Annotated in this window: 17 protein-coding genes; 3 read left to right on the plus strand and 14 right to left on the minus strand. The window is 68.5% G+C overall.

The window, feature by feature from the left end:
* Positions 1–522: a hypothetical protein gene (locus EV645_RS07195; RefSeq protein WP_130440963.1), complete on the minus strand. Its 522-nt coding sequence runs from the start codon at positions 520–522 to the stop codon at positions 1–3.
* 71 nt (positions 523–593) lie between these two features.
* A complete protein-coding gene (locus EV645_RS07200) occupies positions 594–1151 on the minus strand; it encodes a hypothetical protein (protein ID WP_130440965.1) in 558 nt (185 codons plus the stop codon).
* A 73-nt stretch (positions 1152–1224) separates the two neighbouring features.
* Between EV645_RS07200 and EV645_RS07205 the strand changes: the two genes are divergently transcribed.
* Positions 1225–1479, plus strand: coding sequence for a hypothetical protein (locus EV645_RS07205; protein ID WP_130440967.1), 255 nt, complete (start codon positions 1225–1227; stop codon positions 1477–1479).
* Here the strand turns inward: EV645_RS07205 and EV645_RS07210 are convergent.
* From EV645_RS07210 to EV645_RS07230, 5 genes are all read right to left on the minus strand, one after another.
* Positions 1476–2315, minus strand: coding sequence for a class II fructose-bisphosphate aldolase (locus EV645_RS07210; RefSeq protein WP_130440969.1), 840 nt, complete (start codon positions 2313–2315; stop codon positions 1476–1478). The genes EV645_RS07205 and EV645_RS07210 overlap by 4 nt on opposite strands.
* An 11-nt stretch (positions 2316–2326) precedes the next feature.
* On the minus strand, positions 2327–3244 hold the full coding sequence (locus tag EV645_RS07215; RefSeq protein ID WP_198681502.1) for a 1-phosphofructokinase family hexose kinase: 918 nt from the start codon (positions 3242–3244) through the stop codon (positions 2327–2329).
* Positions 3232–4362: an N-acetylglucosamine-6-phosphate deacetylase gene (nagA, locus tag EV645_RS07220; RefSeq protein ID WP_130440971.1), complete on the minus strand. Its 1131-nt coding sequence runs from the start codon at positions 4360–4362 to the stop codon at positions 3232–3234. The genes EV645_RS07215 and nagA overlap by 13 nt, the downstream gene beginning before the upstream one ends.
* Positions 4359–5306 (minus strand): ROK family protein, encoded by a 948-nt coding sequence (locus tag EV645_RS07225; RefSeq protein WP_242000256.1) that lies wholly within the window; start codon positions 5304–5306, stop codon positions 4359–4361. The genes nagA and EV645_RS07225 overlap by 4 nt, the downstream gene beginning before the upstream one ends.
* A gap of 149 nt (positions 5307–5455) precedes the next feature.
* Positions 5456–6100, minus strand: a complete 645-nt coding sequence (locus EV645_RS07230; protein WP_130440973.1) for a TetR/AcrR family transcriptional regulator — start codon at positions 6098–6100, stop codon at positions 5456–5458.
* Positions 6101–6337: 237 nt separating this feature from the next.
* Here EV645_RS07230 and EV645_RS07235 point away from each other — a divergent pair, with 237 nt between their 5' ends.
* On the plus strand, positions 6338–7060 hold the full coding sequence (locus tag EV645_RS07235) for a hotdog family protein (protein ID WP_130440975.1): 723 nt from the start codon (positions 6338–6340) through the stop codon (positions 7058–7060).
* On the opposite strand, the gene EV645_RS07240 is transcribed toward EV645_RS07235, so the two are convergent.
* The 4 genes from EV645_RS07240 to EV645_RS07255 form a co-directional block, all read right to left on the minus strand.
* Entirely contained in the window at positions 7057–7662 is a 606-nt protein-coding gene (locus EV645_RS07240; RefSeq protein ID WP_130440977.1) for a CGNR zinc finger domain-containing protein, read from the minus strand. The two genes, EV645_RS07235 and EV645_RS07240, sit on opposite strands and share 4 nt — an antisense overlap.
* A 4-nt stretch (positions 7663–7666) precedes the next feature.
* Complete coding sequence (locus tag EV645_RS07245; RefSeq protein WP_130440979.1) at positions 7667–8638, minus strand: SPFH domain-containing protein; 972 nt, start codon at positions 8636–8638, stop codon at positions 7667–7669.
* Entirely contained in the window at positions 8638–8928 is a 291-nt protein-coding gene (locus tag EV645_RS07250) for a hypothetical protein (RefSeq protein WP_242000257.1), read from the minus strand. The genes EV645_RS07245 and EV645_RS07250 overlap by 1 nt, the downstream gene beginning before the upstream one ends.
* Before the next feature lie 306 nt (positions 8929–9234).
* Positions 9235–9942 (minus strand): TetR/AcrR family transcriptional regulator, encoded by a 708-nt coding sequence (locus EV645_RS07255; protein ID WP_242000258.1) that lies wholly within the window; start codon positions 9940–9942, stop codon positions 9235–9237.
* Positions 9943–10057: 115 nt separating this feature from the next.
* Between EV645_RS07255 and EV645_RS07260 the strand changes: the two genes are divergently transcribed.
* Entirely contained in the window at positions 10058–12235 is a 2178-nt protein-coding gene (locus EV645_RS07260; RefSeq protein ID WP_130440986.1) for an MMPL family transporter, read from the plus strand.
* Here EV645_RS07260 and pdxH read toward each other — a convergent pair.
* Genes pdxH through EV645_RS07275 form a run of 3 tightly spaced genes read right to left on the minus strand, consistent with a single transcriptional unit; the run spans position 12181 to position 14622 of the window.
* Entirely contained in the window at positions 12181–12825 is a 645-nt protein-coding gene (gene pdxH, locus EV645_RS07265; protein WP_242000259.1) for a pyridoxamine 5'-phosphate oxidase, read from the minus strand. The two genes, EV645_RS07260 and pdxH, sit on opposite strands and share 55 nt — an antisense overlap.
* A 44-nt stretch (positions 12826–12869) precedes the next feature.
* Positions 12870–13988: a hypothetical protein gene (locus tag EV645_RS07270; protein WP_130440988.1), complete on the minus strand. Its 1119-nt coding sequence runs from the start codon at positions 13986–13988 to the stop codon at positions 12870–12872.
* 31 nt (positions 13989–14019) lie between these two features.
* Positions 14020–14622, minus strand: a complete 603-nt coding sequence (locus tag EV645_RS07275) for a hypothetical protein (RefSeq protein ID WP_130440990.1) — start codon at positions 14620–14622, stop codon at positions 14020–14022.
* Positions 14623–14667: the final 45 nt, after the last annotated feature.

Here is a 14667-nt window from a genome sequence, read left to right on the forward strand (position 1 = left end):
TCAGATCCCCGCCGCCAGAGCCGCGGCAATCTTGGCCTCGGCATCGGCGACGACCTCCTTGGGCGCCTCGGGCATCAGATCGGCCCACAGCGGCAGCATCTCCCGTTTGGCCTCGAGCATGCCCAGCGGCCGGGGGTAGAACCACACGTGGAAGTGGGCCGAACCGTCGCCCCAACGATAGACGTGCACCCGCGCGATGTCGCCGAGCGCGAGAATCGCCCGCTCGATCCGGGCGACGACCGGCCCGTAGCTCGTCGCGTGCCCGTCGGGGAGGTCGGCGAAGCTGTCGTAGTGACCACGGCTGGCCAGCCAGACCACACCGGGAATCGTCACGCCGGTGGCCCGGCACAGCGCCCAGTTGTCGTCGCTCCACAGCGGCCCCTCGTGCTCGGGCTTGTTGCCGGCCAGCCATTCGCACAGCCCACACGGATCACCACCTGGCTCACCGACCCGCGGCGGCTCCGGGATCACCCGCGGCGGCGGGTCCAGTCTGGTCAACGGTTCGGCGTACGGAAGTGTCATGGCGGTCTCCTCCAGAGAAGATGATGCCGTCAGTGAAACATGCTCGTTGCCATTTATGCAACGGCCATGTTTCACGCCTCCAGTACGCCGCGGAGTACCAGGTCGAGGGTCAGGCGCCGGGCCCGCGACCGGGACCAGTGGTGCCGGCCGCGCATGTGCACATAGGTGAAGGCCGCCGAGACCATCAGCACCTCGGCCACGTCGCTGACCCGGCCATGCGGATGCAGCGTGCCGTCCGCCTCGCCGTCGCGGAGGAACCGCTCGAACGGATCCAGGAACGACACCGGCCCGTTGCGCGCCTGTTCCTGGTGGAACACCAGGTCCGACGACAACATCAGCGGGAGATGACGGTCGATCACGTCGAACAGCGCCTCGATGGCGCGGATCAGGCCCTCGCGACCGGTCCCGGAGCCGGCCAGCACCGGCCACATCGTGTCTCGGTAGTCGGCGGCCAGCGCGTCCAGCAGGGAGTCCAGCAGCGCCTCGACGGTCAGGCCCTGCCGCCAGAGCGTGACCCGGGACCGGCCGACCTGCTCCGCGACCCGCTCCAGCGTCACGCCGGCCCAGCCGTGCTCGCCCAGGACGGCGATGGTCGCCGTACGCAGCGTCTCGTCCACCGCCACGGTCATCCCGACCCCTCACTCTTGTGCAACATGATCGTTGCACTGCACCATGACTGTAGCAACCAACTGAGGAGGCGGCGTGGACAGCAGGACCGAGATCCGGGTGCGGTTCACCGACCAGGAGCTGGCCGGGCTGACCGCGCTCGCGGCCGGGCTGCGCGGGGTGGCCGAGTCCGACCTGTCCGAGGAGGACGCACTGGTCGCGGCTGTGGAGATGGCGCTCACCCGGCTGATCGACGATTTCGAGGTGCCCGATCCGGCCACCCGCGAGCAGGTCCAGGTCGCCCGCGACGACCTGCGCGCGCACTGGATCCGAGGCGCCGCCGGGATCTAGCCCGTCGCCCTCAGCACACCCAGCAGTCGCGCGACTTCCGTCGCCACCGCGTCGCGGGCCGGGCCGAGGTACTTCCTCGTGTCGACCAGCTTCGGGTTCTCGGCGAGTACCTCGCGAACGACGGCGGTGAAGACGTTGTTGAGGTGGGTGGCGATGTTGACCTTGGTCATGCCGGCCTCGACGGCCCGGGTCAGGTCCGGATCGGCGACCCCGGACGAGCCGTGCAGGACCAACGGCACCGGGACAGCCTCGCGGAGTTGCGTGATGAGCTCGAAGTCGAGGGTCGCGGTGCGCTCGGTCATGGCGTGACTCGAGCCGACCGCGACCGCCAGTGCGTCGACACCGGTGGCCTCCGCGAAGGCGAGTGCTTCATCGGGTCGGGTGCGGGCGCCGGGTGCGTGGACGCCGTCCTTGCCGCCGACCTCGCCGATCTCGGCCTCCACGAAGACCCCGTGGTCGTGGCAGTACGCAACCACCTCGGTCGTCGCCGCCACGTTGTCGGCGTACTCGAGCTTGGAGGCGTCGTACATCACCGACGTGAACCCGAGCGCGACCGCCTCGGTGACCAGGTCCCGGTCCATCGCGTGATCCAGGTGTACGACGACCGGCACCGTCGCGGCCGCCGCGGCCGCCAGTGTGCCGAGCCCGATCGGCTTGAGCGCGCCGTGGTACTTCACCGCGTTCTCACTGATCTGCAGGATCACCGGCGCACCCACTTGCTCGGCGCCGGCGATCAACGCGGTCGCGTGCTCCAGCTGGATCACGTTGAACGCGCCGACACCACGACCGGCCTTGGCCGCAGCCAACACAACCTCGGCCCCGGAAACCAACGGCATGAGAACTCCTTCTAGTTAACGACGACTTGCGGTTGCCAGCGGCGGTAGGCGGGCAGATCGATGTCTCCGGCAACGGGTGTCAACACTGCTGCGGCGGACGCGGCAACAGCCGACTTGAGCACGACGGACCAGTCGGGCTCGGGCGATTCCGCAACGGCTGCCGCGACGACCGCCGTACACGCGTCGCCTGCGCCGGTCGGGTTCCCGCTGACAGTCTCGACCGGCAGCGCCCGCCAGACGCCTTTCTTGCTGGCGGCAACCATCCCGCGCGGTCCGTCGGTGATGACCGCAGCGGACGCACCGAGCGCAACCAGCTCCGACGCGCCCTCCTCGACCTCCACCACCTCACCCACGGCAGCACGCAACTCGGACGCATTCGCCCGCACCACCGCGCCGGCACGAGCCGCGGCCTTCAACGCATCACCACCGGTATCGATCACCGACAGTACGTCGTGATGCCGCGCCCGCACCGCGAGCTCGGCGTACGCATCGGGCGGCAATCCCGGCGGCAGGCTGCCCGAACACGCGAGCACGCCCATCCGCCCCCACGGCATCCGATCCAGGAACGCCCGCCACTCGTCGGCACTCACCGTCGGGCCGGCCTCGTTGAAGATCGTCGCGTCCCCGTCCACATCGTTGACAATGGCAACGGTACGGCGAGTCTCACCGGCGATCGGCGTGAGCAGCGCGGTCAGCCCGGCGTCGAACAGTTCCTCGGCGACCAGCTCCCCCGTCACGCCGCCGACGAACCCGAGCACCAGCACCTGATGCCCGAGCGCGGCAGCGACCCGCGCGACGTTCACGCCCTTGCCGCCGGCCCGCCGACGGATCCGGTCGACGCGGTGGCTCCCGCCGACCTGCAGTTCGTCGACCTCGTAGGTCACGTCCAACGCAAGGTTGAGCGTGACGGTCCCGATCAGTCCAGCCACGACCCGGCCCGCATGACTTCCTGGACGGTGTACTCGTCGTCGAGCAGGACCAGGTCCGCCCGCTTCCCGGTCTCGATCGAGCCCACGTCGTACCAGCCGAAGTGCTGCGCCGGGGTCGTGGAGGCCATCCGCGACGCGTCCACCAGCGACACCCCGGCCTTGACGGCGTTGCGGTAGGCAACATCCATCGTGAGGGTGCTGCCGGCGATCGAGTGGGTGCCCTCGGCAAGTGTCACCAGACCGTTGGTGACGTCAACGGCAAGATCGCCGAGCTGGTACCGGCCGTCCGGCATCCCGGCGGCCGCCATCGCATCGGTGATCAGCGCGATCCGGTTCACCCCGGCGGCCGCGAGGGCGACGCGGACAACCTGCGGGTCCAGGTGCATGCCGTCGTTGATCACCTCGAGCAGCAGCCGCTGATCGTTGAGCGCGGCGCCGACCGGGCCCGGATCGCGGTGGTGGAACGGCCGCATCCCGTTGAACAGGTGCGTCGCCACGGTCGCTCCGGCGTCCACACCGGCGACCATCTGTTCGTACGTCGCGTCAGTGTGCCCGAGCGCGGCGACCTTGCCCGCGTCGCCGATCTGGCGGATCGCTTCCAGCCCGTTCTCGAGCTCCGGTGCGATCGTCACCATTCTGACCGCGTCGCCGAGCACCATCGCGACGTCGTCCTTCAGCGGCGGCCGGAGCAGCGCCGGGTCGTGCGCACCACAGCGCGCCTTGGACAGGAACGGCCCTTCCAGGTGGACGCCGGCGATCACGCCGTCGGCGACCAGCTCCGCGAGGCACGCTGTCTGCGAGACGATGACGTCGAGCGGTGCCGAGACCAGGCTGGCCAGCGTGGTCGTCGTACCGTGCTTGGCGTGGAAGGCCGCGACCTTGCGCGCCTCCTCCGGATCGGTGGTCGAGTACGACGACCCGCCGCCGCCATGCGTGTGGATGTCGACGAACCCCGGTACGACGGTGACGTCGCCCAGGTCCTCCGGGCGCCTGCCGTCCGCGGGCATCCCCTCGGACCGGCGGCCGAAGGCGTGGATGTCCTCGTCGACCACCTGGATCCAGGCGTTCTCGAGGACGTCGTCCGGCGTGACCAACCGGCCCACGCGGTACGTCGTCATGCCGTCTCCTCCTCGTCGGCGGTAACGCTGTCCCAAGCCATCTGCGCGGCGCCCAGCATGCCCGCCTCCTCGCCCAGCACCGCGGCCACGATCTCGGGCTCGCGCTGGAACGTCAGGCGCGCGTGCACGCCCTCACGCAGCGGCTGGAGCAGAGTCTCACCGGCGCCTACGAGGCCGCCGCCGATCGCGATGCGGGTCGGTGCGACCAGGGTCGTGTAGAGGACCAGAGCGTCGATCAGAGCCGCCAACGCGTCCTGCCAGACCTTCTCCGCGTCCGGGTCTCCGGCCGCGAGCAGCTCCATGACCTCGCGGGCGCCGTCCACGGTCCGTCCGGTGCGGGCGGTGTACCGCCTGGCCAGCGCGGCGGCGGAGGCGACCGTCTCGAGGCAGCCCCACTGACCGCAGGCGCACAGCTCGGCCGTGTCGCCGTAGATGAACTTCGAGTGACCGAGCTCACCGGCGTACCCGTCGCCGCTGACCAGGGACCCGTCGACGATCATCGCGGCGGCGATCCCGGTGCCGAGCGGCAGGAACATCGAGTTCGTCGTACCGGCCAGGGCGCCGTGGCGCAGCTCGGCGTACCCGCCGGCGCGGACGTCGTGGGCGAGGACGATCGGCACGTCGTCGCTGATCGCAGCTTTCAGCTCGGCCAGCACCGGGGTCGCGACCCATTCCAGGTTCTCGGCGCCGACCGTTCCGTGTTCGGCGTCGATGACGCCGGGCACGACGACGCCGATCGCGCGCACGCGGTGCCCGTCGGCGGTCGCCTTCTGGCTGAGCTCGACGACGGTCTCCAGCAGCGCGTCGAGCACGGCACGGCCCCCAGCGTCCCGGGGAGTAGGCCTGGTCTCGCGGTGCAGCAGGGCACCGTCGGCGGCGACCAGGCCGCACTTCATCCGGGTTCCACCGAGGTCGACGGCAACCACGACTTCACAGGGGTCCACGGAGCGCCATTATGCAGCGTCACCCGCCGGTCCGAACATCCATGAGCAAAACACGGACAAAACTCACCTGGACCAGTGCGCGGTGTGGATCAGTGTCACCCGGGCGCCGTGGCAGGGATTCCACGGTTTCCGGGGCATCGACGATGCGGTCAGGTCCGCAGGCCGCGGTCGAAGGCCGCAACCAGGAACGTGACCAGGTTCTCGGCGAGTTTGCCGGGATCCTCCGTACTCACAGCACCTCCGGAGCCGGCGGCACCCGGCGTCGGGGACAGTGCCTGTGATTGGTGCAGGGCGAGCAGACCGAGCATGTTCATGTACCCGAAGGCGACCGCATCCGGCGATGCCTGCGGCAACGCCCGCTGCAGAGCGGCCAGGTACCGGCTCTCGATCGGATCCGACTCGGCCGCGTACAAGTCCCGGATCCGCCGGCTCGGATCGAACGCGATCCGGCCGATGAACCGCGCGACCACGGCACCGCGCTCGCCCCGGCGCAGTACCAGTTCCAGCCCGGGCTCGATGAACGCCCGGATCAGCTCCTCCGGCGTCGGCGGCCCGCCGGCCTCCAACTGGTCCAGCCGGCGACGCCGCTCGGTGTTGACCGGCGCCATCGCGCGCGCCACGGCAGCCCGTAGCAGCGCTTCCTTCGAACCGAAGTGATAGTTGACCGCCGCGATGTTCGCGGCTGCCGCGACCGTGATGGCCCGCAGCGATGTGCCCTCGTAACCCCCTTCACCAAATCGTTGCTCAGCCACGTTGAGCAGTCTCTCCCGGGTCGTTTCGACCGGTGTCTCCACAGAGTTCTCCTTCCCCCCAGCTACCGCACGCGCAGGCACCCCACCTGCTCACGCGCAGTAGCCTGCAGTCAGCATAGTTCAAACGGTCGTTTGAACTGGAGGGCTCAGCTCAGTTGTTGCGAGAAATCCTCAGATTTCTCTGAAACCCTTTCCTTCCCACGGTTCTCGGCACTCACACCTCCACCACAGACCGTGCACGACCGGGTGAAACCTGTTATTGCGTTAGGGTCCGGAGCCATGACTTTCGTGCGGGTCGACCAACGATTCCGGGGGCCGGAGCGATCGGGCAACGGCGGATACGTCGCCGGCTTGGTCGGAACGACGTTGGCGGCGCGGCTCAACGGCGTACAGGTTCCGCAGGTTCGCTTGCGGATGCCGCCACCGCTGCAGAAGGACCTCGATTTGTCGGCCGAGGACCTCGGCGTTCAGTTAACTGACGGTGACGAGCTGGTCGCGAATGCGGTACCGGTCGACAGCGGTTTCCTCGCCGACGCGACGATCGATCCGGTCCCGGCGGAAGAAGCCCGGGCGGCGGAGGCGGCGTACCGCGGGTTGCAGGATCATCCGTTCCCGAACTGCTTCGTCTGCGGCCCGTCGAACCGGGGTGGTCTGCAGCTCAGGCCGGGGCCGATCGGCGACGGACGTACGGCGTGCACGTGGAAGCCCGCGGCGGATCTGGCGACCGGCGGACTGATCGATGAGCTGTTCCTCTGGGCGGCGCTCGACTGCCCCGGCGGCTGGACGATCGACCTCGAAGGCCGTCCGTCGGTGCTCGGCCAACTGACCGCATGTATCGACGCGCGCCCGCAGGTCGGCGAGGAATGCGTCGCGCTCGGCCGCTACCTCGGCGAGGACGGCCGCAAGACGTTCACCGCGAGCACCTTGTACGACGCCGACGGCCGCGTGCTCGCCCGCGCGAAGCACACCTGGATCACGGTGGACCCGGCAGCGTTCAACTAGCGCACCCGGGCCGCGTGGGCGCGGACCTTGGCGCGGTTGCCGCAGGTCGCCATCGAGCACCAGCGGCGACGCCCGCGCGGGTCGAGGAACAACCAGCCGCAGGACGGGCAGGTCCGAACGTGCTCCCGGGACGGGCCGGTGAGCAGCTCGCCGGCCAGTAGCGCGAGGTTGTGAAGCGGGAGCGCGAGGTCCTCGCGCAGCTCCCAGGTCAGGCCGTCATCGGTCGACACGAGCCGCCGGCCGCCGTACGCCTTCTCGATCACGCGGGCGGCGGCCTCGAAAGTCGTGTCGGCGGCCTGGTCGGTCAGGACGTCGTACAGGTCGACGCGGAAGTCCAGCGTGGCCTGCAGCCGGCGTGCCACCTCGGCCTGGCTGCTGCCGGCCTGCTCGATCAGCCGGAACACGGTGGCCGGCGACAACAGGCCGACGTACGAGTTCCAGATCAGGAAGGCTTCGTACGACGTCAGCCACTCGGTCCGGGCGGGGCCACGGGTGGTCCACTCGGACCGGGTGTTGACGAAGTCGAGCACCGGATGCGCGCCGACCGGCCTCGGCAGGACAACACCCTGCACAAGCTCGAGGTGGGACGGCAGCGCATTCATCGGCTCAGCCGCCTGGCTGCGTCGTGGGCGTGGTCGTCGGCGTGGTCGGCACCGGGATGCTGACGTTCCCGTTCTGCGGGATGACCATGAACTGGATCTTGCCCGACTCGATCGCGGTCTTCAGCAGGTAGCCGTTCGCACCGAGCAGCGCGACCTGCTGCTTGACCGACTGCAGCTCGACGTTCACCTGCTGGTTCTTCTGCTCCTGGGTGGCCTTCGCCAGCTCGGCGCGCTGCTTGGCCTCGAGACCGTCGATGATGCCCTTGTCCAGCGGCATCGGCTTCTGGATCGTGAACGACAGCTCTCCGCAGTCGTTGCTGCCGTTGTAGCCCGGACCGCAGAAGTAGTCACCGCCGACGGCGGCCGGCAGCAGCCGGGTGAACTCCTTGGCCGCCGCGCTCTGGAACGCGGACTTCTTCGCCTCGTTGTTGTAGAGCTCGGCCCAGTTGTAGTTCGTCGCCACCGCGGACAGCGCGCGGTCGATCTGCGGCCGGAAGTAGCTCTGCAGCATGTCGTTCCAGCCGCTCTCCTCGTAGGCCTCGGTCTTCAGGCCGATGCGCTCGTGGAACGACTTGATCACGTCCTTGTCCCGGTTCAGCGTGAAGTACACCTGCACCCGGACGCCGAGCCGGACGTTGTCCTTGCTCACCACGGTGACCTCGTCGGCCGCGTCGGTGTCGGCGCCGTCACCGCCGATGATGTACGAGCGCTGGTCGATCGGATACGTGTACAGCGTGTCGCCGGGGCCGATCAGCTTGTTCGTCGAGCCAGGCGGGACGATCGACTTGAACTTCTTGTCCTCGATCACGCCGCCGCCGTAGTGCAGGCCGATCCGGTTCGCGTCGGTGTTCGCGAAGTTGAAGATGTTGAACAGGATGATCAACGCGATCACGGCGACGATCAGGCCGCCGATCACCTTCACCTTCGCACTTCCCTTGGGCTTGATCGCGGCGGCCGCGTTCCCCAGTTTTGCCATCAGTCGCCTAGCTCCTTGCGTTCCACCAGTCGCCGTACGTCGGCGAGGGTCAGGTCGGCGGTGACCGCGACGTCGCGCGGCACCGACGGATGCGAGCTGAGCGTACGCAGGCCCTGCTCGGCAGCCGCGACCGCCCGCTCGAGCGCCCTGACCTCGTTCATCAGCGCCCGGTGCTCGGCGTTGACCTCGGCCAGCGCCTGCTCTGCCTGGACGGCCCGGCGGTACGACGCCCACCCGAACCAGGCGGTTCCGATCAACAGCACGATCACCGGCAGCCCGAGTCTGATCATGGCTCCGATTCTCGTTCATCCCTGGGCGAAAAACGGTTGAACCGTTGACCGGCTGACAGTAAGTTCTGAGTACACGCGAAGGGAGGTGGTCCAACGCATGAATTGCTATCGGACTCGTGAGGTGGCGGCGGGCTAACCGCCAACCACAGTTAGTGGGCAAGTGGTAGGCCGAAACCAACGCCAGCCACCGGGCCTGCGGGCAGTCAGGTAGTCCGCCTGACCCTGAGTTCGGCCACCCGGTCGTGTCTCCGGAAGCGCCCGCAGGCTTTCTTATGCCTTCAGTCGGCTGCCTTGAGTCGGCTGACTTCAGTCGGCCGGCGGGCAGTCCAGGCCGAGGGCTTCGCCGATCTCGCGGAGCTGGGCCTCGAAGTACGCGCCGGCATCCGGCAGCACCCAGTGCAGCTGGCCGAAGACCTCCATGCAGATCAGGCCGTAGAGCCTGGTCCAATAGGTCAGCGACAGGTAGATCGCGCCGGGCGGCATGCCCTGGAAGTGCTCGGACTCCTGCGTGAGCTGGGCGATCAACTCCTTCCCGAGCAGCTCGTCGGGCGGGTACGGGAACGGCTTCCAGTACCAGATCTGCGCGACCAGTTCCTTGAAGACATCGCCGAACCGCATCGCCGCCTGGTGGCCGGGCGTCTCGTCGTGGTCGTCGGCGTCCGGCGTCGGGACCGCCGTACCGAACAGCAGCGTGAACTCGGCCGGATGGGCGAGACCCCAGTTCCGTAGGCCGTTGGCCAGCAGGTACAGCCGCTCGCCCAGATCGGGAACCTCTTCGGTCGTCTGCAACTGCATCAGCGCGGTCGTCAGCTCGTCGTACAGGTCCGCGATCATCGCGCCGATCAGCGCCTCGTGGCTCGGGAAGTACCGGTACAGCGCGGGCGGGGTCAGGCCGAGCTCGCGCGCGACCGCCCGCAGGCCGACCGCGGACGACCCGCCGCTGACCAGCAGCCGGCGCGCGGCCGCCTTGATCTCGGCCAGCGTCGCCGCTCTCCGCCGGTCCCGGCTCTCCACTTCGAAAACTCTCCTTGACATCGCGGTAGGGCAGGACCTTAGAGTGAACACCGTTAACAGTTAACGCTGTTCACTCAGGCTCCTGCCGCTCAATCTACTCGCTGGGGAGAGTTTCGTGTTCGAGACGCTCGGCCACTTCACCTACCGCCGCCGCCGTCTGGTGCTCGCCCTGACCGGTGTCTTCGTCGTCCTCGGGCTGGCCTGGGGCACCGGCGTGTTCGGGTCGCTCGCGAACGGCGGCTTCGACGCACCGGACACCGAGGCCGCGAACGCGGTCGCGACGATCGAGCAGAACATCGGCCGCACCGGCACCGACGTCGTGGTGCTCTATCGCAGCCAGTCCGGGACCGTCGCCGACCCGGCGTTCAAGCAGGGCGTCGAGAGCCATCTCGCCGGGTTGCCGAGCGCCGACGTGACCGGCGTGTCGACGTACTGGAGCACGAAGTCGCCGGTGTTCGTGTCGAAGGACCAGCACAGCACGTACGCCGTGCTCACGCTGGCCGGCGCGACACCGGAGGACCGGCTGGACACGTTCCACAAGATCGCGTCGCAGGTCCGGACGGCGCCGGCCGGGCTCGACACCAAGGTCGGCGGCGAGGTCGCGGTGTTCGACGAGGTGAACACGCAGACCGAACACGACATCGTGAAGGCCGAGTCGATCTCGACGCCGATCGTGCTGGTGCTGCTGGTGGTCGTCTTCGGCGGTCTGGTCGCGGCCTCGCTGCCGCTGTTCGTGGGCGCGCTCGCGATCCTCGGCTCGTTCGTGCTGCTGCGCGGGCTGTCGGCGGTCACCGACGTGTCGATCTTCTCGATCAACATCGTCACGATGATCGGGCTCGGGCTGGCGATCGACTACGCCCTGTTCATCGTCACCCGGTTCCGCGAAGAACTTGCTCGTGGCAACGATGTCGAGACCGCGCTGACCGCGACGATGGCGACGGCCGGGCGGACGGTCGCGTTCTCCGGGGTGACGGTCGGCGTGGCGATCAGCAGTCTGGTGCTGTTCCCGGTGATGTTCCTGAAGTCGATGGCCTACGGCGGTGCTGCCGCGGTGGCGATCGCGATGATCGCGGCGCTGACCGCGCTGCCGGCGCTGCTCGGCGTACTGGGTCATCGAGTGAACAGTCTGCGGATCTTCAAGGCACGGAAGGCTTCCGCTTCTGATGGTGCCTGGTACCGGTTGGCACACAGCGTGATGCGGCGGCCCGTGCGGTATGTGCTGGTGCTCGTCCCCGTGCTGCTGATTCTGGGGATTCCGTTCCTGTCAGCTCAGCTGGGCGGGGTGGACCATCGGTCGTTGCCGCCGGGTGCTACTTCGCGGACGGTGACCGAGACCCTGCAGCGGGACTTCCCGGGAGCCGGCGGGTCGGACATCTACTCGGCGGTGCGATTCGATTCCGCACCGAGCGATCCGGCGGCGGCGCTGGCGCCGTACATCTCTCAGTTGCAGCAGGTGCGGGACGTGGAGAACGTGCGGATCGGTGGTTACGCCAACGGTGTCGCGTCCGTTGTCGTGCACACCCATTTCACCGGGCAGGAGCTGGCGGCACGAGACGTCGTCCACGGGGTGCGCGCGGTGCCGACGCCGACGGGTACGCAGGTCCAGGTCGGTGGTGAGACGGCGGCGGTGATCGATCTGCTGGACGTGTTGAAGGAGCGCGCGCCGTACATGGCCGGGTTCATCGTCGTGGTGACGTTCGTGCTGCTGTTCATTGCCTTCGGCTCCTTCGTGCTACCGGCCAAGGCGTTGCTGATGAACGTGTTGTCGTTGTCGGCGGCGTTCGGGGCGATGGTGTGGATCTTCCAGGACGGGCATCTGTCCGGGTTCCTCGGCTTCACGCCGGCCGGGTTCCTCGATGCGACGAACCCGGTGCTGCTGTTCGCCGTACTGTTCGGGCTGTCGATGGACTACGAGGTGTTCCTGCTCAGCCGGATCCGGGAGGAGTACGACCGGACCGGCGACAACACCGAGGCGGTCGCGCACGGTCTGCAGCGGACCGGCGGAATCATCACCAGTGCGGCGTTGCTGCTGATCATCGTGGTGGCGGCGTTCTCGACGTCGGGCATCGTGTTCGTGAAGATGATCGGCGTCGGGCTGGTGATCGCGATCGCGCTGGACGCGACGATCGTGCGGGCGCTGCTGGTGCCGGCGACGATGCGGTTGCTCGGTCGGGCGAACTGGTGGGCGCCGAAGCCGCTGGTGCGGTGGTGGGAACGCAACGGATTCCGCGAAACCGATCAGGGCTGGAGCCGGACCAAGTCCCAGGAGCCAGAGCTGGCGGGGCGGCGATAGGCCAGCCGGTCGTGCAGCCGGCCGACTCGGCCCTGCCAGAACTCGACTGCTTCTGGGGCGACCAGGTAGCCGCCCCAGAAGTACGGCGTGGAGATCTCGGTGCCCTCCGGCCACTGGCGCTCGTACGACGCGTACTGCAGGTCGAGCTCCTCGCGCGACGCCACGGACTGGCTCTGCTGGGATGCCCACGCGCCGAGCTGTGACTCGCGCGGCCGGCTGGCGAAGTACTCGTCGACCTCGTCGGTAGGGAGTTTGGTGACCGTGCCCTCGATGCGGACCTGGCGCTCCATCGCGTGCCACGGGAACACCAGCGCGCAGTGCGGGTTGTCGGACAGGTCGTCTGCCTTGCGCGACTGCTGGTTGGTGTAGAAGACGAACCCGCGTTCGTCGACGCGCTTCAGCAGGACCGTCCGCGCCGACGGCCGCCCGTTCCCGTCGGCCGTGGCCAGCACCATCGCGTTGGGCTCCGCCAGGCCGGCCTCCCGGGCCTGCTGCAGCCAGATCTCGAACTGCTTGATCGGGTCAGAGGCCATCTGATCCTCGAGCAGCTCCCCCAGTCCGTACGTACGCCGCATCTCCGCAAGATCCACGCGTCGAGCCTACTGAAGGAAAGAACAACCCGCCCCTCGGCTTCCTACTGGGGCCGGTTTGCCTTGGCGAGGTGTTGGTTGAAGGTGGCTCGGCAGAGGGCTTGGCGGAGGGTTGCCTCGGCGGCGGCTGAGCTTGCGCCGGCTACCGAGGCGGCCCAGAGGGTGCTGAGATCGCCGAAGCCTTCGACGTCGGTCAGGAGCGGCTCGATCAGGTCGCGGTCGGCGGCCGAGGCGAGGTTTCTGCGGACCGGGGTGAATGGCGTGGCCCCTCGGCGCAGCGGCTCGACGGCGTAGAAGTAGTCGAGCATGGTCGCGTTCTCGATACCGCTGTCGACGGCAGCACGCAGCACGCGGTCGATCTGCTCGGTGACCGCGGCCCGGGCGGCCTGCGTGGGACCTGCGGCAGGGATCAGCCTGGTCTGCAGGTGGTTGCTGAAGGCACGCAGCTTGTCGGGCAACGGGAGCTCGTCGAGCTGCTGTACGTCGCGCGGATAGAAGTAGCCGTGGGCAACCTCACCGACCGGTGCGCTGGTGATGAAGCCGTCAGGCGGTGTGTCGAACAGGCTGCTGGCCGGCTGCAGCCCCTCCCCGTACCTGTGCCAGCTCAGCGCCCGCTTGATCAGCTCCACCGGCTCGGCCTTTGCGTAGAGCGTCGCGACGACCTGCGTCGGGGCGGCCGTCGTAGCTTCCAGCACGTAGGCCTTGGTCGTCCGTTGCTGACGGTGGCCGTCGGCAACAATGTGTGTTCCTCCGGGCACAGCCAGCACACCGTCGTACGGCGTACTGTCGTCCATGAACCATCCGCAGCTGGCGGCGAAGGTCCATCCGCGCGTCGACGCGACGGCCGGTACGCCGGCGAACAAGAGCGCGGCGACCGGCCGATTGGTCCAAACGCATCCGTCCGGCAGCTGCAGCTCGAACAGCCGGCTGACACCGGTCGAGTCGGTGGACAGCTCGAGTCGGTCCTCAGTCAGATTCACGCTTGCGCCGGCGTCGTGCCAGGAGGTGCTGTCGCGGCTGTCCCAGAGGTGCAGTCCGACCGCTGTACCGGCGTACCCGTGGTGTCCGGACTCGCCGCCGTAGTACGTCTCCACGCGGGCGCGGCCGGCCGCGGCGCGCGCGGCGCTGTCGTGCGCGAAGGTGTAGGCGACCAGCGTTCCCATGTAGAGCCTGATGCCGGCTCTGCGGCGAAAGTTATTGCGGCGGCTGCTGGCCCGGGTACTGCGGGGGTTGTTGCGGTGGCTGATGCGGCGGGTACGGCGGTTGTTGCTGTTGGCCCGGGTATCCGCCCCACTGCTGCGGCTGCTGCTGCGGGTAACCGGGCTGGTACCCACGCCCGTCCCGCAGTTGCCCCGGGCCCGCCAGCAACTTCGCCACCTTGGCGTCGAGAGCCCAGCGACGCAGGCCGACCAGCAACAGCGGTATGCCGAGCAGGATCACCGATCCGTCGAACAGCAGGTACGACCCGCCGTACTTCGAACCCGGGAACTGGAACAGCTTGACCAGGTCCAGCGCCTGCCGGATCGGCAGCACCAGCACGGCCACGCCGACCACTGTCAGCAGCAGACCGGCACCGGTGGTCACACCGGAACCGATGGCCGGAGCCATCATCAGCAGGCCGAGCACGACCGCGACGCCGATCAGCAGCGCGAGCCAAGGCAGCACACGGTCCAGGTTGCTGTTGTACAGCTGGACGCGGATCAGCAGCCGGGTGGTCGCGTACGAGGCGACGACCATGGCTGCGTAGGACGCAATGATGCCGATCACGACCCCGAGGGCGGGGAGGGGCTTGGCCATGCCGTCGACAGTAGACCTCTCGGCGGTCCACCACCGGCGCAATGT

Origin of the sequence: Kribbella rubisoli (assembly GCF_004217145.1) — a bacterium.
Taxonomy (GTDB): Bacteria; Actinomycetota; Actinomycetes; order Propionibacteriales; family Kribbellaceae; genus Kribbella; species Kribbella rubisoli.

Bases quoted from the DNA above. Each gene is read 5' to 3' on its own strand.
- EV645_RS07210 (WP_130440969.1), bottom strand. From the start codon at position 2,315: ATGCCGTTGGTTTCCGGGGCCGAGGTTGTGTTGGCTGCGGCCAAGGCC.
- EV645_RS07200 (WP_130440965.1), bottom strand. From the start codon at position 1,151: ATGACCGTGGCGGTGGACGAGACGCTGCGTACGGCGACCATCGCCGTC.
- EV645_RS07240 (WP_130440977.1), bottom strand. From the start codon at position 7,662: ATGAATGCGCTGCCGTCCCACCTCGAGCTTGTGCAGGGTGTTGTCCTG.
- EV645_RS07195 (WP_130440963.1), bottom strand. From the start codon at position 522: ATGACACTTCCGTACGCCGAACCGTTGACCAGACTGGACCCGCCGCCG.
- nagA (WP_130440971.1), bottom strand. From the start codon at position 4,362: ATGACGACGTACCGCGTGGGCCGGTTGGTCACGCCGGACGACGTCCTC.
- EV645_RS07245 (WP_130440979.1), bottom strand. From the start codon at position 8,638: ATGGCAAAACTGGGGAACGCGGCCGCCGCGATCAAGCCCAAGGGAAGT.
- EV645_RS07235 (WP_130440975.1), top strand. From the start codon at position 6,338: ATGACTTTCGTGCGGGTCGACCAACGATTCCGGGGGCCGGAGCGATCG.
- EV645_RS07275 (WP_130440990.1), bottom strand. From the start codon at position 14,622: ATGGCCAAGCCCCTCCCCGCCCTCGGGGTCGTGATCGGCATCATTGCG.
- EV645_RS07250 (WP_242000257.1), bottom strand. From the start codon at position 8,928: ATGATCAGACTCGGGCTGCCGGTGATCGTGCTGTTGATCGGAACCGCC.
- EV645_RS07270 (WP_130440988.1), bottom strand. From the start codon at position 13,988: ATGGGAACGCTGGTCGCCTACACCTTCGCGCACGACAGCGCCGCGCGC.